This is a genomic window from Pseudacidovorax sp. 1753, from assembly GCF_040544975.1.
GTDB lineage: Bacteria > Pseudomonadota > Gammaproteobacteria > Burkholderiales > Burkholderiaceae_C > Xenophilus.
Map to the genome: position 1 here is coordinate 23855 of NZ_JBEPKY010000017.1, position 19641 is coordinate 43495.

Here is a 19641-nt window from a genome sequence, read left to right on the forward strand (position 1 = left end):
GACGGAAAAGTGGGTTTCAAACAACTGCAGGCTCTAAACGCTCTGTCGACGGCGAATCGTGAAGAAGAGAATAAATTTGGGCTTCGATCTTCAACAAGTCCGCCTGGCCACGTACTCGGGCCCGGGGCGCGGGCACGTCGACGATGCACCGGATGCGACCGGGCCTGGGCGACAGCAGGACCACGCGATCGCCCAGGAAAACGGCTTCCCCCACGTCATGGGTCACAAACACCACGGTCTGCCTCTCGCGCTGCCAGAGCTCAAGAAGTTCTTCCTGAAGGGCGACGCGGGTCAGATGGTCCACGGCCCCGAAGGGCTCGTCCATGAGCAGCGCACGTGGCTGGTTGGCCAGAGCGCGCGCGATACCCGCACGCTGGCGCATGCCTCCCGACAGCTGGTGCGGATAGGCGCTGGCGAACCGTTCCAGCCCGACCCGTCCCAGCGCATCCAACGCCGCGGCTGCGCACGCCCGGCGCGACTCGCCACGCAGCTCCGGCCCGAGCGCCACGTTTTGCAACAACGTACGCCAAGGAAAGAGCGCTGGATCCTGGAACACGAGGCCGCGTGCAGGATCGGGGCCCTGGATGGGAGCGCCCGCATACTCCGCCACACCGCCCGTGGGCGCGAGCAGACCGGCCAGGATGTCCAGCAGCGTGCTCTTGCCGCATCCGCTTGCACCCAGCAGGCAAACGAACTCGCCGTCGCGCACGTGCAGGTCCACGTCCTGCAGCGTCTGGACGGGAACGGGCCCCTTGTGGACGTGGCTCACCGAGCGCAGGCGGAAGTCCGGCATGGCAGTGCAGCGCGCGGATCAGGGCGCCACGCTGGCGGGTGCCAGGCGGGTGTCGATGAACTTCGAGGCATCGTAGATCTCGGGCTGGAAGCCCAGTGCGTGCTGGATGCGCTGTGTCTCATCCACCGCCTCCAGCGACACCTGCGGGTCGTTGCTCCAGATCGGGAGCTCGCGTGCGACCGCCGCATCCACCACCTTGGGATCGACCTTCAATCGACTGGCGTAGAACGCCTTGTATTCGTCCAGGTGGGCTTTGGCGTAGGCATTCGCGCGGAAGTAGGCCCGCAGGAATTTGCGCACCGTGTCTGGCGACTGCGCCAGGAAGTCGTTGCGCACGACGATCACGCCGGTATGGAAGCGAGGCAGGTAGTCATAGCCGGCTGCAATCACCCGGCCCTTGCCGGTGGCCTCTGCCAGGGACGCGAACGGCTCGTGGATGATGGTGGCGCTCACCGCGCCGTTCTCCAGCGTGGCGAGGGCCGCGGCATTGACGCCGTTGGCGACAAAGCTCACCTGGTCTGCAGGCACGCCCTCTTTCGTCAGGATGGTCCGTGCGTAGACATCGAGGCCCGTACCGAAGGCGGCGGCGCCGACGGTCTTGCCCTTGAGCCGGGACACCTGGGCAATGTCGGGCGCGGCCACGAGGTAGAACGGACCGACGTGGCGGAACAGCGAAGACACGATGGTGAGCGGAACGCCTTTGCCCGCCGCGACGATGGCACCGGTGGTGTTCCAGTCCGCGATGTCGATGTCCTTGCTGGCCAGGCCTGAGATCGGGTCGCGGGTGTCGATGAATTCCAGCGCCAGGCCCTCTTCCTTGAAGAAGCCTTTTTCGATGCCCAGTTGCACCCCGAGCCCTGTCACGCCGCCGTAACCCGCGTAGCGGACGGCCTGCAGCGCGGACGGCGCAGCCGCTGCGGGCGGCGCGGCCTCGGTATCGCCGGTGCGAGAGCACGCACCCAGCAGCAGAGCGAGACCCAGCAGAAGCGAGCTGCCGGCGGCGCGGCGCGAAGAAAGAAGAGTCATGGATATCTCCAGGAAGCGATGGAAACCGGGAAGACGATGCGCGCGGGCGACCCTCAGGCCAGGCGCCAGCGCAGGAAGAACATCCGCTCGATCAGGTCCAGGGCCGCGACCATCGCAACGGCCAGGGCCGTCACCACGGTCACAAGGGCGAAGGTGGCGGGCGTATCCAGGGCGGCGGCAGACCGGGTCAGCAGATTGCCCAGGCCCGCCTTGGACGACAGCATCTCCGCGAACAGGGCGCCCACGAGCCCCACCGACGCCGACACGCGCAGTGCGGCGAACACCGTCGGTACCGCGGAAGGCAGCAGCACCTTCCGCACGACCTGCCCCCGAGAAGCACCGAAGGCCTGCGCCACGCGCAGGTGGTCCCGACGGGCCTGCTTCACGCCGGCCAGCGTGCTGTAGTGGATCTGGAAGACGGAGAACAGGAACACGATGGCCACCTTGTGGCCGAAGCCGATGCCAAGCCATAGCGCAAGCAGCGGAACGACGGCAACCTTCGGCACGGACATCAGTGCAGCCACATAAGGACTGGCGAAGCGCTCCAGTCCCGGCATCAGCGCGAGCACCACGCCGCCGGTCATGCCCGCCACCACGGCAGCCCCATAGCCAGCAGCGAATTCGCCCAGGGTGATGCCGGTGTGCCGGACCAGTGCGCCTTTCTGAAAGAGTTCCAGCATCGAAGCACCAATGGCCGATGGCGTCGGCAGGTAGAGCGGATTCACGCCGCCTGCGCGGACCGCGAACTCCCAGACTCCGAGCAGAAGACAAAGGGCCACCCACTGGGCAAGACGCAGGCGCCACGACCGGCGGTGCCCGCCCGCGCGTTCAAACACCCCGGCGCACCACGTCGTCGAGACGATGGTGGACCTCGGTGAGCGCGGCTGGCACTGCTGCCGGCGCCGCCAGCGGGGCGGCATAGCGGCTGGCGGGCGCAGGCTTCGCACCGAAATGCTCGCGAAAGGTCACGCCTGTGTATTCCGTCCGGAACAGTCCCCGTTCACGAAGAAGGGGCACCACCAGATCCACGAAATCGTCCAGCCCTCCCGGCAGATGGGGCGGACAGATGTTGAAGCCATCCGCGGCACCGTGCTCGAACCAGTGCTGCATCGTGTCTGCCACCTCCTGTGCACTGCCGATGGCCAGGAAATGCCCGCGACCGCGAGCGATACCGTAGGCAAAGACCTGCTGCACCGTGGGCGTCTGGGTCTGGTTGAGCAGTCGGGCCTGCGCCACGAAGTGGCGTGCCAGGGCAAGCCCAGGCACATGGGGATCGACGGCAGGAAACGGCGAATCCGCCTGCAGCCCCGCCAGCGGCACGCCCAGTTGCTGCTCCAGCGCCTCGATGTCGAGGGGGGTGGCGATCAGCTCGCTCAGCCGGCGATACAGGCTGAACGCCTCCTCGCGGGTACGGCCGACATAAGGCACCAGGCCGGGCAACACATGCACATCCTGCGGAAGGCGGCCCTGCGCGGCGGCGCCTGCCTTGATCTCGCGATAGAACGCCTGCGCCGATTCCAGCGTCGGAACGCCTGCAAAGACGACGGAGGAACGGGCAGCGCCGAATGCCCGTGACCTCGCGGAGGTGCCGGCGTTGACCAGCGGGATCTGGCCCTGAACCGGCCTGAGCACGTTCAGCGGGCCGCGGACCTGGAAATGCTCGCCCTCATGCCCGATCGTGTGCACCCGTTGCGGGTGAACGAGCACACCCGCGGCCTTGTCGCCCTGCAGGGCATCGTCCTCCCAGCTGTCCCACAGCTTCTGGACGACATCCACCAGTTCCTCGGCCCAGTCGTAGCGGCGCGGGTTGTCCCAGTGCTGCTCGCGGCTGAAGTTCGCCGCCGCGCGCGGGTCGGCGCCGGTGACCACGTTCCACGCAAGGCGCCCGCGGCTCAGGTGGTCCAACGACGCGGTCTGGCGCGCGATGTGGTACGGGTCGGCATACGTGGTGTTGGCTGTGGCGATCAGGCCGATGCGCTGAGTGACCGCCGCCACATAGCCCAGCATGGTGAAGGGCTCCAGCCTGACGGTCTGGGAGGGAAAGACGTATTGCTGCTCGGCGCTGGTGGCCAGGGCATCGCCCAGGAAGAAGAAATCGAACTTCGCCGCCTCGGCCTTGCGTGCGATGCCAGCAATGAAATCGGGGTCGTGCGAGGCCCGAGGGTCCACGTCGGGCAGGCGCCACGCGCCCGGGTGGTAACCGAGCGAAAAAAGGAAGATCCCGAGGTGGAGTTGTCGTTCAAGGTCGGCGGAGCCTGGCATTCGGCGCAGTGGGAAAAGGACGTAAGCCCTGCAGTCTCCTTCGGCGGGTGCCGGCGGCGAAGCACAAAGCGCGCAGCTTCTTATGCGGGAAACAGCTTTGCGGTCGATGCATGCGCGGGCAGTCTCCGCGCCCGAGGACGCTGCCGTCCGCGCACACCCGGCGACGGCACGCCAGCTTCAGTGCGCACCAGCTGCGGGATGCGCAGGTCGCGCCAGCCCCAGGTTGCCGCGCAGGGTGCGGTGCGCGTACTCGCGCCGGAACAGCCCGCGCCGCTGCAACTCGGGCACTACAAGCCGGGCAAAGTCCTCCAGCCCGTGCGGCAGCGTCGGCGCCAGAATGTTGAAGCCGTCGGCCGCCTCGTTGCGGAACCAGTGCTCGATCTGGTCGGCGATGGATTCGGGCGTTCCCACCACCGTCCAGTGCCCGCGCGCGCCGGCCACACGTTCGTAGAGCTGGCGGATGCTCAGGCTCTCACGCCGGGCCAGGTCGGCGAAAAGCGCCTGCCGGCTTTTCCAGCCTTCGGTGACGGGCAGGTCCTGCGGAAAGGGGTCGTCCACCGAATAGGCCGACAGGTCGACATTGCCCAGGAAGGTCGACAGCAGTCCCACGCCCAGCACCGGGTCGATGAGCGACTGCAGTTGCTCGAACTTCTCCTGCGCCTCCTGCGCGCTGCGGCCAATGAAGGGCGAGAGTCCGGGCAGGATCTTGAGCGAATCGGGTGCCCGTCCGAAGGCCGCGAGCCTGGCCTTGAGGCCGCGGTAGAAGGCCTGCGCCTGCTCCGGCGTCTGCTGGGCCGTGAACACGAGTTCGGCGGTGGCGGCCGCCAGGTCCTGGCCGTCATCGGAGGAGCCGGCCTGCACCACCACCGGCCGTCCTTGCGGCGAGCGCGGCGTCTGCAGGCCGCCGTGCACGCGGTAGTGGTCGCCGTCGACATCCACCCGGTGCAGCTTCGCCGGGTCGAAGAAGCGGTTGGCGGCGCGGTCGTGGATGAAGGCGTCGTCCTCCCAGGTGTCCCACAGGCCCTGGACGATGCGCACGTATTCACGGGCACGGGAATAGCGCTCGGCATGCGGAAGCTGCTGGGTCAGGCCGAAGCTGCGCGCCTCGAAGTCGCTGCCGGAGGTGACCAGGTTCCAGCCGCTGCGGCCACCACTGAGCTGGTCGAGGGTGGCGAACTTGCGCGCCAGCTGATAGGGCGGCAGGTAGGTGGACGAGACGGTGGCCACCAGGCCGATGTGCGTGGTGGCCTGCGACAGGGCGGCCAGCGTGAGCGTGGGCTCCATCGGATACCACAGCGCGTTGCGGGCGAGCACATCGTCGGGACCGCCGGGCAGGCCGACGTTGTCGGCGAAGAAGATGGCATCGAACTTCGCGTCCTCGGCGATGCGTGCCCACTGCCGCAGCGATTCGATGCGGCTGGCCGCACCCGCATCCAAGCGGGGATCGCGCCATGCGGCCAGATGGTGGCCGACGCCGAAGAAAAAGGCACCGAGGTGCAGCTGGCGAGACGTGGAACTGGGCATGGGGAGGATGCGGCGGGCGGCGAATGTGGCGAGGGTCGGCGTGCTCAGACGGTGTGAATGCGTCCGGCGTGGCCGAGCGGGCATGGCGGCTTCGTTCGCACCGTCTCATTCCCACTCGTCCAGCGCCTGGCCGCTGAGGCTGAGCAGTTGCACGGCGAAGTCGTCCAGCAGGGGCAGGCGCGGCCCCCTGGCGCCGGTCGGCCGGGCCACCCAGCCTTCGCTGCTGCCGAAGAGTCGCAGCGCATCGAAGTCGGGCTGCTCACCGCCGTCGAAGGTGTGGGCCATGCCGGCCGGCACGCTCACCCAGTCGCCGGCTTCGCACAGCAGGCCCACGAAGCCGTCGGCATGACGCAGATGGAACAGGCCGGTGCCGGACAGGAAAAGCCGGATCTCTGCCTCGGCATGCGTGTGCTCCGTCAGGAAGCTGCGGCGCAGCCGCGGCCAGTCGAAGTGGCCGGGCCGGAGCGTGATGCGGTCGATGCTGCGAACGTCCAGAACGCGTTGCAAGTCGGCCAGCTCGGCCGCGTAGACATTGCAGACGGCCTCGAGGCCCTCGCCCAGGTCCTCGTGCACCGGCACGCGGCCGCTGCGAAGGCCCAGCGCTGCGAGGGCGCCGGCGATGCGGTGCTCGCACACCAGGGTCTCGCCCCAGCGTCCCCGCTTGTCGAAATGCACCAGTGCCGCCATGCCGACGTCCCCGTTGCGGTGGCCTGGTGTGCGAGGCCCTACTGCAGCGCCGCCGGGCGCGCGTAGCCGGGGAAGTCGCGGTCCAGCACCTGCTTGAAGAACGGCGACCTGAAGGCCGCCTGCAGGTCGGCCACCCAGGGCGCGCCCTTGTCGGGCGTGCGCACGGCCGCCACCAGCAGGTAGTAGTCGGGCGTCTTCTCCAATGCCACCGCGTCGGTGAGCTTGAGGCCGGAGGAGATGGCGAAGTTGCCGTTGATGACCGAGAAGTCGGTGTCGTCCAGCGCTCGCGGCAGCTGGGCGGCTTCGAGCGGCACGAAGCGCAGCTTCTTCGGGTTGTCGGCGATGTCCTTCTCGGTCACCTTGAGCGGGTCGACGCCGGCCTTGGTCTTGACCAGGCCGTACTGCTCCAGGAAGACGAAGGTGCGGGCCAGGTTGGTGGGGTCGTTGGGCACGGCGATGCGGGCGCCCTCCTTCACCTCGGCCACGGTCTTGAACTTGCGCGAGTACAGGCCCAGGGGCGCGATGGGGCCCTGAACCACGTCCGCGAGGTCGAGCTTGTTCTTCTCGGCGAAGTTCCTGAGGTAGATGATGTGCTGGAAGTAGTTGGCGTCCAGCGAGCCCTGGGCCAGCGCATGGTTGGGCTGCACGTAGTCGCTGAACTCGACCAGCTTGACTTTGTAGCCCTTCTGTTCGAGCTGCGGCTGGATGCCCCGGCGCAGCACCTCGATGTTGGAGCCGGCCGTGGTGCCGATGACCAGCTCCTTCTTGGCGGCGGCAGGCTGCTGCGCCAGCGCGGGCAGGGCCAGGGAAGCGGCCAGGCTGGCCAGGACGACATGACGGCGGAACAGGGACATGGAAAGGAGCCGAGGGGAGAGGAAGGAAAGGAGAGAAGCGGTCAGCGCTTGTCCAGCCGGTGCGCGATGGCGTTGCCACCGAACTGGATGATCTGCACCAGCACCACGAGCAGCGCCACGGTCAGCAGCATCACGTCGGTCTGGAAGCGGTAGTAGCCGTAGCGGATGGCCAGGTCGCCGATGCCGCCGCCGCCCACCACGCCGGCCACGGCCGAGTACGACAGGAAGCTCACGGCCAGCACGGTGAGGGCCAGCACCAGGCCCGAGCGGGCCTCGCGCACCAGCACCCGCCACACGATCTGCAGCTCGGAGGCGCCCATGGCATGGGCTGCCTCTATGACGCCGCGCGGCACCTCGCGGATGCTCTGCTCCACCAGCCGCGCGAAGTAGGGAATGGCCGCCACCGACAGCGGCACGGCCGCCGCCAGCGGCCCGATGGAGGTGCCCGCGATCACCCGCGTGAATGGCACCAGCGCCACCAGCAGGATGATGAAGGGGAAGGAACGCACGGTGTTCACCACCCAGCTCAGCACCAGGTAGGACGGCCGGTGGTCCAGCGACTGCCCGGGCCCGAGCAGGAAGAGCAGCACGCCCAGGGGGCCGCCGAGCACGATGGCCGCACCGAGGCCGATGGCCAGCATCAGCAGGGTCTGCTGCGTGGCGGTCCACAGCTCGGGAAGGATGGCAACGATGTTCTCAGACATGGGCAAGACGGGCGGTGGAGAGGGAAGCCGTGGCAGCGTCGGCCGCAGGCGATGGGCGAGCGGCCGACGCCGTCGCAGCGGCTGTGGCGGCGTCGGCGGCGGCAGGAGACGCCGCAGCCGGGGGCGACCAGGGCCGCTGCGCGATCTGCTCGGCCAGCTCGCGGCCCAGGCTGCTGTGGCGCGGCTGGGCCGCCACCTGGTCGACGTCGAACTGCTCCACCAGTGCGCCCTGCTCCAGCACGGCGACGCGGCGGCACAGCTGCTGCACCACGGGCAGCTCGTGCGTGACGATGACGATGGTCACGCCCAGGCGCGCGTTGATCTCGCGCAGGGTGTGCAGCAGGGCGCGCGTGGTCTCGGCGTCGAGCGCCGAAGTGGGCTCGTCGCACAGCAGCACGTCGGGCCGCGGCGCCAGGGCGCGGGCGATGGCCACGCGCTGCTTCTGGCCGCCCGAGAGCTGCGCCGGATAGGCGCCCGCCTTGTCCGCCAGGCCGACGAGGGCGAGGCATTCCTGCACCCGCGCCTCGATGTCGGCGCGCGAATGGCGGCCGTGGATGCGCAGCGGAAAGGCCACGTTCTCGGCCACCGTCGCGTTCTGCAGCAGGTTGAACTGCTGGAAGATCATGCCGATGGACTGGCGGGTCTCGCGCAGCTCGCGACGCGACAGGCGGGTGAGGTCGCGGCCGTTGACCAGCACCCGGCCGCCATCGGGCCGCTCCAGCAGGTTGATGAGGCGCAGCAGCGTGGACTTGCCGGCGCCGCTCTTGCCGATCAGGCCGAAGACCTCGCCGCGGCCGATGGCCAGCTGCAGCGGCTGCACGGCGGTGAAGCGCCGGCCGTCGGGCAGGGCGAATTGCTTGTGCACGCCGTCGAGCCGGATCAAAGGCTCGTCGGTGGCGACGTTGTGGGGGACAAGGCTCATGGGGCTGGCAGGAAGGGCCGACGCGGCGAGGCACCGCATGGCACGGCATGGCGAAGGCCCCGACTGTGGGCCGGCGCGGTTCCAGAACAAACGAATGAATCCGGCGTTGCTCATGCGGAAAACGTCTTTGGCGCGCCACCGCACGCCACGCCGCTCAACGCAGCGCCGTTATGCGCCGCCCGGCTAAGCAATGGCGGAATGCTTCGTTCATGCCGGACGGCCGTCGACGCACAGTGCGCCTCCCAGGCTGCTCCAGGCCGCATTCCCGACGATTCGCGCCATGTCCTTTCCCCTCCGTCCCCGCCGCCTTGCGGCGCTCTCGCTCCTCGGCCTCGCGGCCTTCGCGACGCACGCGGCCGAACTGGCCGTGGGCTTCATGCCCGGCCCCTACCGAGACGCCTTCGCCAAGGGCATCGCGCCCCAGCTCGAAAAGAAGGGCTACCAGATCCGCTACGTCGAGTTCAGCCAGGGCGTGCAGCCCAACGACGCGGTGCAGCGCGGCCAGATCGACGCCAACATCTTCCAGCACACCCTCTACCTGCAGGCCACCAACAAGAGCCAGGGCTTCGACCTGGTGCCGGTGGTGCATGTACCGACCCCGCCCATGGGGCTGTATTCGCAGAAGCACAAGAAGCTGACCGATGTGCCCGACGGCGCGACCGTCACGCTGCCGGCCGATCCGGTCAATGCGGCGCGCGCGCTCAACATCCTGGCGGCGCTCGGCTGGGTGCAGCTCAAGCCGGGCGTGGACCCGATCAGCGTCTCCGAGCGCGACGTCGTCGCCAATCCCAAGCGGCTCAAGCTGGTGCCGCTGGACGCCGCGCAGGCGCCGCGCTCGCTGGCCGATGCCGACCTGGCGGCCGTGCAGGGCAACTTCGCCGTCGCCTCGGGGTTGAAGCTCACCGAGGCGCTCAAGCTCGAAGACATGACGCTGCCCTACGTGAACGTGGTGGCCGTCAAGCGCGGCAACGAGAACGCGGCCTTCGCCCGCGACATCGCCGAGGCCTACCGCTCGGTCGAGTTCCAGCGCTTCTTCCGCGCCAACCCGGTGTGGGCCGGCTACCGGCTGCCCGACTACTTCACCGCGGCCCAATGACCGCCCGCACCGAAGACGAAGCCCCGACCCGTTCGTCGAGCGCCAGCGCCCAGGCAGTGACCATGAGCACGCAAGCCTTCTTCGACGGGCCCACCGCCGACACCTGGCAGGCCCGCGCCCATGGGTTGCGACAGGCGCTGCAGGCGGACGCGCCCATGCGCGACCGGGCCGGCGGCCGGCCCGTGGCCGCGCAGGCACTGCTCAAGGGCAGCGGCCTGCTGCCGGCCCTGGTGCCCGTGCATCAGGGCGGCGGGGGCGCCGCGGTGTCCAGCCTGCTGCGCGCCGTGCGCGAGCTGGCCCGCACCGATGCCTCGGTCGCCTTGCTGTTGGGCCATCACATCGCGGCCGTGCTGGGCCTGGCGGTGCACGGCAGTGCACAGGCCCAGTCCCTGCTGAACGCCACGGCCCGGCAGCGCTGGCTGTGGACGCATCCGCTGGACACCGACCTGCCCACGCTGGGCGCCCGGCGCATCGGCGCGGGCTGGCTGCTCGACGGCCAGTTGCATGCCACGGCCGGCCTGCATGCCGCCGATCGCCTGCTGCTGAGCTGGCCCGACGTGCGCGGATCGCGCGTGACGGCCAGCCTGCGGCTGGACCATCCCGGCGTTGGCGAGGCCCTGCTGGACGATGGCTTCGGCCTGCGCCAGGCCGGCGGCGGCACGCTGCCCCTGTCGGCCGTGCAGTTGGGCGAGCCCGAACTGCTCGGCCCCGCGGTCCGTCCCACCTCGCCGCGCGCCGACCTGCCGGCCCTGCTGCAGCAGGCCGCCCAGCTGGAGGTCTTCATCGGCAGCGCCTGGGGTGCGCTGGACGAAGGCCGCGCCTACACCCTCACCGCCTCGCGGCCCTGGATCCATTCCGGCGTCGAGCGCCACGAGGACGATCCGTGGATCCAGCGCCGCTACGGCGAACTCGCGCTGCGCGTGCAGGCCGCCACCGAGCTGGCCGAGCGCGTAGCCCGGGACTTCGACCTGGCCCGGGCGGCCGGGGACGACCTGAATGCCGCCGCCCGCGATGCGCTGGCCGTGCAGATCGCCACCGCCCACCTGGAAGCCGCCGAGGCGGCCGACGCCGCCGGCAGCGGCATCTTCGAGCTGATGGGCGCACGCTCGGCCACCGTGGCCAACGGCTACGACCGCTTCTGGCGCGACACGCGCACGCTGCGCCTGCCTCAGCGCACCGACGCACGCCAGCGCGCCCTGGGCCGCTGGCTGCTGGGGGGCGCCGCGCCCCTGTCCACGCCGGCCACGCCCACGGCCGTCTTCGCGGCCCCATCGCCATGAGCGCCCGCCGCACAGCCCACGCCGGAGGTCTTCCCTTGAGCGCCGTCATCCTGCCCCACCCCACCTTGCAAGAACAGGCACCGCCCGCGCTCTTCGAGCCCGAAAGCGCCAACCCGTACATCACGCGCGCCGCCGCGCTGCGCCCGCTGTTCGCCCGCGACGCGGCCGAGCGCGACCGCGCCGGCGGCCGGCCCTCGGCGCAGATCGCCCTGCTGCGGCAGGAAGGCCTGCTTGCCCTGCTGCTGCCCACGGCCGTCGGCGGCGAGGCCCAACCCTGGTCGACGGCCCTGCGCATCACACGCCTGCTGTCGCAGGTGGACAGCTCCGTCGGCCACCTCTACGGCTACCACTACGTCAGCCTGCTCGGCCTGGGGCTGCGCCAGGTGCCGGCCCAGGTCGAGCCGCTGTGGCGCCGCTCCGCGCAGGCCCAATGGTTCTGGGGCAACACGGCCAACAGCTTCTCCAAGAGCCTGTTCGGCCGGCGCGAGGGCGACCACTTCGTGCTCGACGGCTTCCGGCCCTTCACCTCGGGCTCGCACGTGGCCGACTGGCTCTCCATCGCCTGGGAAGATCCGGCCACCGGCGAGCGCCGCGCCGCCGCCATCGAGGCTGGCCGCGCGGGCGTGGTGATCGAGGACGACTGGGACGGCATCGGCCAGCGGCAGACCGGCAGCGGCCGGGTCAGCTTCCATGGCGTGCGCGTGCATGCCGACGAAGTGCTGGGCCCGCCCGCGCCGCTGGACCCGACCCGCGCGCCGGCCGAGCCCTGGCGCACCGTCACGCCGCTGCTGCAGCAGAGCGTGCTGCTCAACGTCTTCGTCGGCGTGGCCCAGGGCGCCCTGCGCACGGCCCGCGACACGCTGCTGGACGCGCCCGCCTCGCGCCGGCTGCAGCACGACCCCGGCGTGCAGCGCCTGCTGGGCGAACTGTGGAGCCGCACCCGCGCCGCCATCGCGCTGGCCGACCGCGCCCTGCGCGCCCTGGACGCCGCCGCCGCGCGCGGCGTGCATCTCACGGCCGAAGAGCGCGGCGAAGCCGCCGTCGCCATCGCCGCGGCCAACGTGCTGGCCGGCGAGGTCGCGCTGCAGACCGCGGCCGGCCTGCTCGAAGCGCTCGGGCCCCTGGCCGCCGACCGCGGCGCCGGCTTCGACCGCTTCTGGCGCAACGTGCGCATCCACACCCTGCACAACCCGGCCGAATACAAGGTCCGCAACGTCGGCCGCCACTTTCTTTCGGGCCAGCCGCCCGCCCCTGGAACCTTCCAATGACCGCCCCACGTCCCCGTCAGCTGCACCTCAACATCAACGCCCTGCATTCGGGCTTCGTGCCCTCGGCCTGGCGCCTGCCCGAAAGCGCGCCCGACGCCTTCATCGACGTGCACCACTACGTGCGCCTCGCGCGCATCGCCGAGGCCGGCAAGCTCGACGCGATCTTCCTGGCCGACAACGCGGCCATCGTCGACCAGATCGACTTCCGCCCCATCACCGCGCTGGAGCCCACGGTGCTGCTCACCGCCGTGGCCGCCGCCACCAGGCACCTGGGCGTGATCGGCACCGCCTCCACCAGCTACAACGAGCCCTACAACATCGCCCGCCGCTTCGCCTCGCTGGATCTGGTGAGCGGCGGTCGCGCAGGCTGGAACGTGGTGACCACCGCCGATCTGCCCTCGGCCCGCAACTTCGGCCTGGAGGCCGTGCCCGACCATGCCCAGCGCTACCGCCGCGCCGACGAGTTCACCCAGCTGGTGAAGGACCTGTGGGACAGCTGGGAGGACGATGCCTTCATCGGCGACAAGGCCACCGGCCGCTTCGTGGACCTGGCCAAGGTGCATCCGGTGCGGCACCGCGGCGAGTTCTTCTCGGTGCAGGGCCCGCTCAACCTGCCGCGCTCGCCGCAGGGCCGGCCGGTGCTGGTGCAGGCCGGTGCCTCGGCCGATGGCCGCGAGCTGGCGGCGCGCCATGCGGAGGCCGTGTTCAGCGCCTCGCAGTCCTTCGAGGAATCGCTGGACTACGCCCGCGGCCTGAAGCAGCGGGCCGAGGCCCTGGGCCGCGGCCCCGACGCAGTCAAGGTGCTGGCCGGCCTGACCACCATCATCGGCAGCACCGAGGCCGAGGCCCGCCGCCGGCGCGACCAGCTGGTGGACCTGATCCCGTGGAACTACAGCCTGACCCGCCTGGCCGGGACGCTGGGCGTGCCCGTGGACCGGCTGAAGCTGGACGAGCGCCTGCCCGAGGATTTGGCCCTTCCGGGCGGCGGCAACGGCAACCACACCTTCTTCCATGCCACGCTGGCGCATGCGCGGCGCGGCCAGTTCACCGTGCGGCAGCTGATCCGCGAGCTGGCCGGCGGCGGCGGCCACCGCGTCATCGTCGGCACGCCCGAGCAGATCGCCGACGACATCGAGCACTGGTTCAGGGCCGGCGCGGCCGATGGCTTCAACCTGATGCCCGACCAGCTGCCGGGCGGACTGCAGGACTTCGTGGACGGCGTGGTGCCGATCCTGCAGCGCCGGGGCATCTTCCGCACGGCCTACGAGGGCCGCACGCTGCGCGAGCACCTGGGGCTTGCGCGGCCCGCCGGGCGCGAGGCGACGCGTCGGGCAGCCTGAGCGCTGGGGCAAGCACCCCGCTCGGCGCTGAGCCCTTCGGGCGCCCCGGCCGTGCACCCTTTCACCCCGAGGCCGGCTGGCCCTGCTCCTGCGCCGCCGCCTCCAGCATCCAGTCGCGCAGCGCGGAAACCGCGGCGTCGCCTTCGCGTTCGACGTTGAGCACCAGGGTGTAGTCGGGCGCACGCCAGGTGGTTGTGCGCAGCGGGCACACCAACCGGCCGGCCGCCAGATCGCGCTGGATCAGCGGCAGGGAGACCAGTGCCACGCCCAGGCCTTCCACCGCGGCAGCCTGCTGCAGGAACACATGCTCGAACTCCATCTGGCGCTGCGGCAGAAGCCGGGGAACGCCGGCCTGGCGCAGCCACTGCGTCCAGGCGCCCCGGGTGCTCGCGGAATGCAGAAGGGTGTGCTGGCGAAGATCCTCCACGCTGCCGATGGGACGGTCGCTCAGCAGCGCCGGACTGCAGGCCGGCAGCCGCTCGTCCGCCATGAGCCTGAGCGAGACGAGGCCGGCGCCCTGCTCAGGCCCCGACCGCACGCCGATGTCGAAGGCATCGCCCACGTAGCGCAGCTTGCGAGAGGTGGTCGACACCAGCACGTCGACCTCCGGAAAGCGCCGGTGAAAGTCGGGCAGTCGCGGCAGCAGCCAACTCAACGCGAAGCTGACCAGCACATTGACCTTGACCGTTCCCGACACGCGCGCGGCGGGCCTGCGCTCGCGCAGCCGGGCCGAGCCCGCGGCCAGCCGGTCGAAAGCGGCGCCGACATCGGCGAACAGAGTCGCGCCCTCGGCGGTCAACTGCACACCGCGCGCGCGGCGCTCGAACAAGGGCTTGCCGAACCACTGCTCCAGCAGGCGGATCTGCTTGCCGACCGCCCAATGGGTCACGTTCAGCGCCACCGCCGCGGCCGCAAAGCTTCCGTGCGTGGCCACCGCTTCAAAGCTGCGCAATGCGTTGAGGGGCGGCACCTGGCCACGGCCCGGTGCGCGCTCGGCAGGCTCAACGGAAGAGGGACTTTTTCTCCCCATAGGCGCGAGATTATGTCTGTGGTGAGGCAGACCACGCGGACTTAGCATCGAGCCCATGACGACACATCGCCTCCTCCCTGCCGACGTGGCCGAAGGACGGCGAACCCTGTCGCAGCCGAAGCGCGTGCTCTGGGTGTCGTGCGTCGCCCATGCGCTGCACGACGGCTACACCGACCTGATCTATGTGCTGCTGCCGCTCTGGCAGACCGAGTTCGGTCTGAGCTACGGCGCCCTGGCTGTTCTGCGTGCGGTCTATGGCGGCACCATGGCCAGTCTGCAGCTTTCGGCAGGTCGGCTGTCGCAATGGATCGGACGGCGCGCCACGCTCGCGCTGGGGACGCTGCTGGCCGCCCTGGGCTACGCGGTCGCCGGCCTGTCGGGCAGCCTGCTCGGCCTGTGCGTGGCACTGGCGATCTCGGGCGTCGGTTCGAGCACGCAGCACCCGTTGGCTTCCGCCGCCGTCTCCCAGGCGTACGGCGCGCGCGCCCGCGGTCCGCTGGGCATCTACAACTTCGCCGGCGATCTGGGCAAGGCTGCCCTGCCGGCCGCCATGTCCTTCCTTCTGGTCTGTATGCCCTGGCGCCATGCGCTGTGGACGGTGGCCGGGGCAGGCCTCGTGGCTGCCGTCGCCATTGCACTTCTTCTCCCGTCTCAGGCACGGCCTGCGCGGCCGAAGCAGGCGCAGGAGCACGGCCGCGGCCTTCCGGCATCGAACACGGGATTCCGGCTTCTGCTGTCCATCGGCGTGCTCGACACCGCCGTGCGCATGGGCATGCTGACCTTCCTGCCCTTCCTGCTGCAGAGGAAGGGCATCTCGCCAGCCATGCTGGGCACCGCCCTGGCACTCGTGTTCATCGGCGGCGCAGCGGGCAAGTTCCTCTGCGGCTGGCTCGGCGAGCGTCTGGGCCTGACCGGCACCGTGCTCGTCACCGAAGGCGGAACCGCGGCGTGCATCGTGGCCGTGATGCTGTGCCCGCTGTGGCCAGCCTTGGTCCTGCTGCCCTTGCTGGGGCTGATGCTCAACGGCACCTCGTCGGTGCTCTACGGCAGCGTGCCGGACATGGTCGCGCCGGATCGGACCGAGCGCGCCTTCGCGGTGTTCTACACCGGCACCATCGCCTCGGGTGCCGTGTCGCCCATCGCGTACGGCCTGCTGGGCGACCATGTGGGCGTCGTTGCGGCGACCTTCGCCACCGCGCTGACAGCCCTGGCGATCATTCCCCTGGCCTGGGTACAGCGCTCGCACATGCACCCTCCTGCACAAGCGCAGGTCTAGCGGCCCGGCGCGCGAGGGCTGCCTGTGTCGGCACGCCCCTGGCTCCTCCACGTCCGTGCGGGCGGAACGCCGGCCTCACCCCACCAGCGGCGCCGGCACGGCGGCCAGCAGGCTGCGCGTGTACGCATGCGAAGGATGCGCCAGCACCGCGTCCACCGGCCCCTGCTCCACCACGCGGCCCTGGTCCAGCACCACGACGCGGTCGGCCACGTGCCGCACCAGGTTGATGTCGTGCGAGATGAACAGCAGCGCCGTGCCCAGGCGCGACTGCAGCTCGCCGATGAGGTCGATCACCTGGGCCTGGATGCTGACGTCGAGCGCGGAGACCGGCTCGTCGCACACGATGAGCTGCGGCTCCGCTGCGAGCGCGCGGGCAATGGCGAGGCGCTGGCGCTGACCGCCGGAAAGCGTGCGCGGAAGGCGGTCGAGCAGGTCGGTCGCGAGACCCACCTGGGCCAGCAGGGCGCGCACGCGGGCGTCCCGCGCCTCGCCGCGCAGACCGGGCAGGTTCTGCGCCACCACATCGCGAACGCGGTAGCGTGGATCGAAGCTGCTGAGCGGATCCTGCGGGATGTACTGCAGCCGGGGCCGCAGGGCGCGCCGCGACGTCTCGGGCCGGCCCGACCAGGGCTGGCCCAGCAGCTGCACCTCGCCTTCGTCGGGCTCATCCAGCCCGAGCACGATGCGCGCGCAGGTGGACTTGCCCGAGCCCGAGGCACCGACCAGCCCCAGCACCTCGCCCGCCCGCACCTCGAAGGACACGTCCGCCAGCGCAACGAAGGGCGCCTGTGCGCGAAGGCCGCGCCGTCGGTAGCGCTTGCCGATGCCCTGCACGCGCAGCACCGGCTCGCCCGTCGGCGGCTGCCGGGGCGGCAATGGTTCGCGCTCGATGTGCACGCGCGCCTGGTCCTGCGCTTCTTCGCGAACGAAGCGGGCCGAGGCCAGCCGGCTGCCGCGCGACGACGCCGAGGGAACGGCGGCGATCAGTTGCCGCGTGTAGGCCTCGCGCGGCCAGGCCAGCACCTCGCGGGTGGGGCCCGACTCCACCACGCGACCGGCCCGCATCACGATCACCCGGTCGGCGATGCCGGCCACCGCCGACAGGTCGTGGCTGATCAGCAGCAGCCCCGCCCCGCTCGCACGCACGCGCTCGGCCAGCAGGCCGATCACCTGCTGCTGCAGCGCGGCGTCCAGTGCGGTGGTGGGCTCGTCGGCAATGATCAGGCGCGGGCCCGCGGCGATGGCCGCGGCGATCAGCGCACGCTGGCGCAGACCGCCGGAGAGCTCGTGCGCATGCTGGCGCAGGCGCTGTCCGGGCTCGGGCATGCCCACCTGCGACAGCGTGTCGATCACCCTGCGACGCACGGCCGCGCGGCTGCGCAGCAGGCGGTGCTGGGTCAGCACCTCGCCCACCTCGGCGCCGATGGGCCGCAGCGGGTCGAGCGAGACCAGCGCGTCCTGCATCACCAGCCCGGCGAAGGTGCCGCGCAGGCGGCGCCAGTCGGCTGCGGCGAAGGCGCGCGTGTCGGCGCCGTCGATCAGGAAGCGCTCGGCCTGCACCTGCGCGCCCGGGCCGGCCAGATCGATCAGGGCGCGGGCGGTGACGCTCTTGCCCGAACCCGACTCGCCCACCAGCGCGACGCACTCGCCGGCCTCGATGCGCAGGTCCAGCCCCTCCACGACGGTGCGCAGGCCGCCCGCGGCGGGAAAGCGCACCTGCAGGCCGCGCACATCCACCAGCGGCGTCGCCGCTTGTGCTGCCGCGCTCATGACGACCGCCCCTCGAAGCGCCGCTGCAGCGCCTGCCCCAGCACGGTGAAGGCCACCACGGTGAGCGTGATCGCCACGCCCGGGAACACGCCGGGCCACCAGGCCACGCGCAGCACGTCGCGGCTCTCGGCCAGCATCACACCCCATTCGGGCGTGGGCGGCTGTGGTCCCAGGCCAAGGAAGCTCAACCCCGAAGCCGCCAGGATGGCTGTACCGACGTGCACCGTGGCCGTCACGGGCACCGCCACCAGCACATTGGGCAGCAGATGGCCCAGGAACACCTGCCGGCGGCTGCGGCCGTAGATGACGGCCTGGGTCACATAGTCGGCGCGAAGCACGAGCTGCGTCTGCGCCCGCACCACGCGGCCGAACTTGGGGATGCCGGCGATGCCCACGGCGATGGCGATGTTGGCCAGGCCCGGACCCAGGAAGACCACCACCAGCATCGCCAGCAGCACGCCGGGAAAGGAGGAGATGACGTCGAACACGCGCGACAGCCCCTCGTTGACCAGGCGATGGCGCTGGCCGGCCAGCAGGCCCAGCAGCACGCCCGCGCCCACGGCCAGCGCGGTGCTGCCCAGGCCGATGGCCAGGGAGTAGCGGGCCCCATGGACGGTGCGCGCCAGCACGTCGCGGCCCAGCCGGTCGGTGCCGAAGGGATGCTCGGCCGAAGGCGGCTGCAGCACAGCCAGGAAGTCGCCCTCCAGCGGATCGTGCGGCGTGAGCCAGCGCGGCGCCAGTGCCGCCACCGCCAGCAGCATCAGGAACGCAGCCGACAGCAGCACGGCCACGGCCGTGGCGGAGGGACGGCGCAGCCGCCCGACGACACGCCGCGGCGCGTCCACACGGGCACGGGGCAGAAGAAGATCGGGAATCGCACTCATGGGGAAGACGCCAGACGGGGATCGATGAGCAGGGCCAGCAGGTCCAGCAGCGTGGAGGCCACCACATGGACGAAGGCCGCCAGCAGCACCACGGCCAGCACCACCGGCACGTCGTGGCTGAGCACCGCGTTGAGGGTGACGGTGCCCAGGCCGGGCCGGCCGAACACCTTCTCGGTGATCACGGCGCCGCCCAGCAGCCCGCCGATGATCCAGCCGCCCAGCGTGAGCAGCGGCAGCGCCGCATGTCGCAGCACATGACGAAGACGCACGGCCGCCTCGCCCAGGCCGCGGGCACGCACGGTGACGACGAAGGGCTGCTCCAGCGCCTTGTCCATGGCCTCGCGCAGCACCTGGGCCAGCAGGCCCGCCGTGGGCAGCGCCAGGGCCAGCGCCGGCAGCACCAGCGAACGCCAGCCCTCCGCGCCCGACACCGGGAACCACGGCAGCGTGAACGAGAAGCCGATCAGCAGCAGGATGCCCAGCCAGAACACCGGCGTGGAGGCGAAGGCCAGCTCCAGCGTGCCGGCCACGCGGCGGCCGCGGCGCCCCGGCCCGGCCGTCAGGCTGCCCACCAGCACGGCCAGCACCAGCGCGATGAGCCCGGCCGCCAGCGCCAGCTCGACGGTCGGACCGACCTGCGAGGCCACCAGACCAGCCACCGGCTGGCGCAGCGCGTACGAGGTGCCGAAGTCGCCCTGCACGATGCGACCGAGGAAGGCCAGGTACTGCGCGCCCATGCTGCGGTCCAGGCCCCATTCGGTCGCGATGGCCTCGCGCAGACCCGGATAGTCCAGGTCACCGGCCAGGATGTCCTGCACCTCGCCCGGCAGGGCATGCAGCGCAATGAAGGCCGCGGTGGTGCTGCCCCAGGCCACCAGCAGGCCGGCGGCCAGCCGTGAGAAGACGATGCGCCACATGGCGGTCA

The 19641-nt window shown here is 70.9% G+C and carries 18 protein-coding genes; 5 read left to right on the forward strand and 13 right to left on the reverse strand.

All coding sequences use genetic code 11. The features are described from left to right. Window positions 1-16: 16 nt before the first annotated feature. The 9 genes from ABIC63_RS20645 to ABIC63_RS20685 all read right to left on the reverse strand — a co-directional run bounded on the left by ABIC63_RS20645 (window position 17) and on the right by ABIC63_RS20685 (window position 8772). The gene (locus ABIC63_RS20645; RefSeq protein ID WP_354321162.1) at window positions 17-793 is read right to left on the reverse strand and encodes an ABC transporter ATP-binding protein; all 777 of its coding nucleotides are present in this window, start codon (window positions 791-793) and stop codon (window positions 17-19) included. An 18-nt stretch (window positions 794-811) separates the two neighbouring features. Next, window positions 812-1819 (reverse strand): ABC transporter substrate-binding protein, encoded by a 1008-nt coding sequence (locus tag ABIC63_RS20650; protein WP_354321163.1) that lies wholly within the window; start codon window positions 1817-1819, stop codon window positions 812-814. A 53-nt stretch (window positions 1820-1872) separates the two neighbouring features. Further along, complete coding sequence (locus ABIC63_RS20655; protein ID WP_354321164.1) at window positions 1873-2739, reverse strand: ABC transporter permease; 867 nt, start codon at window positions 2737-2739, stop codon at window positions 1873-1875. Further along, window positions 2648-4081 (reverse strand): NtaA/DmoA family FMN-dependent monooxygenase, encoded by a 1434-nt coding sequence (locus tag ABIC63_RS20660; protein WP_354321165.1) that lies wholly within the window; start codon window positions 4079-4081, stop codon window positions 2648-2650. The genes ABIC63_RS20655 and ABIC63_RS20660 overlap by 92 nt, the downstream gene beginning before the upstream one ends. Before the next feature lie 177 nt (window positions 4082-4258). Further along, on the reverse strand, window positions 4259-5605 hold the full coding sequence (locus tag ABIC63_RS20665; protein WP_354321166.1) for an LLM class flavin-dependent oxidoreductase: 1347 nt from the start codon (window positions 5603-5605) through the stop codon (window positions 4259-4261). A 105-nt stretch (window positions 5606-5710) separates the two neighbouring features. After that, window positions 5711-6292: a hypothetical protein gene (locus ABIC63_RS20670; protein WP_354321167.1), complete on the reverse strand. Its 582-nt coding sequence runs from the start codon at window positions 6290-6292 to the stop codon at window positions 5711-5713. Window positions 6293-6330: 38 nt separating this feature from the next. Continuing rightward, window positions 6331-7146: a MetQ/NlpA family ABC transporter substrate-binding protein gene (locus ABIC63_RS20675; RefSeq protein WP_354321168.1), complete on the reverse strand. Its 816-nt coding sequence runs from the start codon at window positions 7144-7146 to the stop codon at window positions 6331-6333. 41 nt (window positions 7147-7187) lie between these two features. Further along, entirely contained in the window at window positions 7188-7850 is a 663-nt protein-coding gene (locus ABIC63_RS20680) for a methionine ABC transporter permease (protein WP_294370892.1), read from the reverse strand. Further along, entirely contained in the window at window positions 7843-8772 is a 930-nt protein-coding gene (locus tag ABIC63_RS20685) for a methionine ABC transporter ATP-binding protein (protein WP_354321169.1), read from the reverse strand. Before ABIC63_RS20685 ends, ABIC63_RS20680 begins: the two co-directional genes overlap by 8 nt. 280 nt (window positions 8773-9052) lie before the next feature. Between ABIC63_RS20685 and ABIC63_RS20690 the strand changes: the two genes are divergently transcribed. From ABIC63_RS20690 to ABIC63_RS20705, 4 genes are read left to right on the forward strand one after another with little or no spacing between them, the layout of a single operon-like run. Further along, entirely contained in the window at window positions 9053-9868 is an 816-nt protein-coding gene (locus tag ABIC63_RS20690; RefSeq protein WP_354321170.1) for a MetQ/NlpA family ABC transporter substrate-binding protein, read from the forward strand. Next, a complete protein-coding gene (locus tag ABIC63_RS20695) occupies window positions 9865-11148 on the forward strand; it encodes an acyl-CoA dehydrogenase family protein (RefSeq protein WP_354321171.1) in 1284 nt (427 codons plus the stop codon). The genes ABIC63_RS20690 and ABIC63_RS20695 overlap by 4 nt, the downstream gene beginning before the upstream one ends. Window positions 11149-11183: 35 nt before the next feature. Next, entirely contained in the window at window positions 11184-12416 is a 1233-nt protein-coding gene (locus tag ABIC63_RS20700) for an acyl-CoA dehydrogenase family protein (RefSeq protein WP_354321172.1), read from the forward strand. After that, window positions 12413-13756, forward strand: a complete 1344-nt coding sequence (locus ABIC63_RS20705; RefSeq protein WP_354321173.1) for an LLM class flavin-dependent oxidoreductase — start codon at window positions 12413-12415, stop codon at window positions 13754-13756. Before ABIC63_RS20700 ends, ABIC63_RS20705 begins: the two co-directional genes overlap by 4 nt. 61 nt (window positions 13757-13817) lie before the next feature. Here the strand turns inward: ABIC63_RS20705 and ABIC63_RS20710 are convergent, their stop codons facing one another. After that, window positions 13818-14786, reverse strand: coding sequence for a LysR substrate-binding domain-containing protein (locus ABIC63_RS20710; protein WP_354321174.1), 969 nt, complete (start codon window positions 14784-14786; stop codon window positions 13818-13820). 55 nt (window positions 14787-14841) lie between these two features. On the opposite strand from ABIC63_RS20710, the gene ABIC63_RS20715 reads away from it, so the two are divergent. Further along, the gene (locus tag ABIC63_RS20715) at window positions 14842-16062 is read left to right on the forward strand and encodes an MFS transporter (protein ID WP_354321175.1); all 1221 of its coding nucleotides are present in this window, start codon (window positions 14842-14844) and stop codon (window positions 16060-16062) included. 75 nt (window positions 16063-16137) lie between these two features. Here ABIC63_RS20715 and nikE read toward each other — a convergent pair whose 3' ends face one another. From nikE to ABIC63_RS20730, 3 genes are read right to left on the reverse strand one after another with little or no spacing between them, the layout of a single operon-like run. Continuing rightward, on the reverse strand, window positions 16138-17832 hold the full coding sequence (gene nikE / locus ABIC63_RS20720) for a nickel ABC transporter ATP-binding protein NikE (protein WP_354321176.1): 1695 nt from the start codon (window positions 17830-17832) through the stop codon (window positions 16138-16140). Beyond that, window positions 17829-18716: an ABC transporter permease gene (locus ABIC63_RS20725; protein ID WP_354321177.1), complete on the reverse strand. Its 888-nt coding sequence runs from the start codon at window positions 18714-18716 to the stop codon at window positions 17829-17831. Before ABIC63_RS20725 ends, nikE begins: the two co-directional genes overlap by 4 nt. Continuing rightward, window positions 18713-19633, reverse strand: coding sequence for an ABC transporter permease (locus tag ABIC63_RS20730; RefSeq protein WP_354321178.1), 921 nt, complete (start codon window positions 19631-19633; stop codon window positions 18713-18715). The genes ABIC63_RS20725 and ABIC63_RS20730 overlap by 4 nt, the downstream gene beginning before the upstream one ends. Window positions 19634-19641: the final 8 nt, after the last annotated feature.

Coding starts and splice junctions, on each gene's coding strand:
- ABIC63_RS20645 (WP_354321162.1), bottom strand. CDS start 793: ATGCCGGACTTCCGCCTGCGCTCGGTGAGCCACGTCCACAAGGGGCCC.
- ABIC63_RS20650 (WP_354321163.1), bottom strand. CDS start 1,819: ATGACTCTTCTTTCTTCGCGCCGCGCCGCCGGCAGCTCGCTTCTGCTG.
- ABIC63_RS20655 (WP_354321164.1), bottom strand. CDS start 2,739: ATGCCGCCCCGCTGGCGGCGCCGGCAGCAGTGCCAGCCGCGCTCACCG.
- ABIC63_RS20660 (WP_354321165.1), bottom strand. CDS start 4,081: ATGCCAGGCTCCGCCGACCTTGAACGACAACTCCACCTCGGGATCTTC.
- ABIC63_RS20665 (WP_354321166.1), bottom strand. CDS start 5,605: ATGCCCAGTTCCACGTCTCGCCAGCTGCACCTCGGTGCCTTTTTCTTC.
- ABIC63_RS20670 (WP_354321167.1), bottom strand. CDS start 6,292: ATGGCGGCACTGGTGCATTTCGACAAGCGGGGACGCTGGGGCGAGACC.
- ABIC63_RS20675 (WP_354321168.1), bottom strand. CDS start 7,146: ATGTCCCTGTTCCGCCGTCATGTCGTCCTGGCCAGCCTGGCCGCTTCC.
- ABIC63_RS20680 (WP_294370892.1), bottom strand. CDS start 7,850: ATGTCTGAGAACATCGTTGCCATCCTTCCCGAGCTGTGGACCGCCACG.
- ABIC63_RS20685 (WP_354321169.1), bottom strand. CDS start 8,772: ATGAGCCTTGTCCCCCACAACGTCGCCACCGACGAGCCTTTGATCCGG.
- ABIC63_RS20690 (WP_354321170.1), top strand. CDS start 9,053: ATGTCCTTTCCCCTCCGTCCCCGCCGCCTTGCGGCGCTCTCGCTCCTC.
- ABIC63_RS20695 (WP_354321171.1), top strand. CDS start 9,865: ATGACCGCCCGCACCGAAGACGAAGCCCCGACCCGTTCGTCGAGCGCC.
- ABIC63_RS20705 (WP_354321173.1), top strand. CDS start 12,413: ATGACCGCCCCACGTCCCCGTCAGCTGCACCTCAACATCAACGCCCTG.
- ABIC63_RS20710 (WP_354321174.1), bottom strand. CDS start 14,786: ATGGGGAGAAAAAGTCCCTCTTCCGTTGAGCCTGCCGAGCGCGCACCG.
- ABIC63_RS20715 (WP_354321175.1), top strand. CDS start 14,842: ATGACGACACATCGCCTCCTCCCTGCCGACGTGGCCGAAGGACGGCGA.
- nikE (WP_354321176.1), bottom strand. CDS start 17,832: ATGAGCGCGGCAGCACAAGCGGCGACGCCGCTGGTGGATGTGCGCGGC.
- ABIC63_RS20725 (WP_354321177.1), bottom strand. CDS start 18,716: ATGAGTGCGATTCCCGATCTTCTTCTGCCCCGTGCCCGTGTGGACGCG.
- ABIC63_RS20730 (WP_354321178.1), bottom strand. CDS start 19,633: ATGTGGCGCATCGTCTTCTCACGGCTGGCCGCCGGCCTGCTGGTGGCC.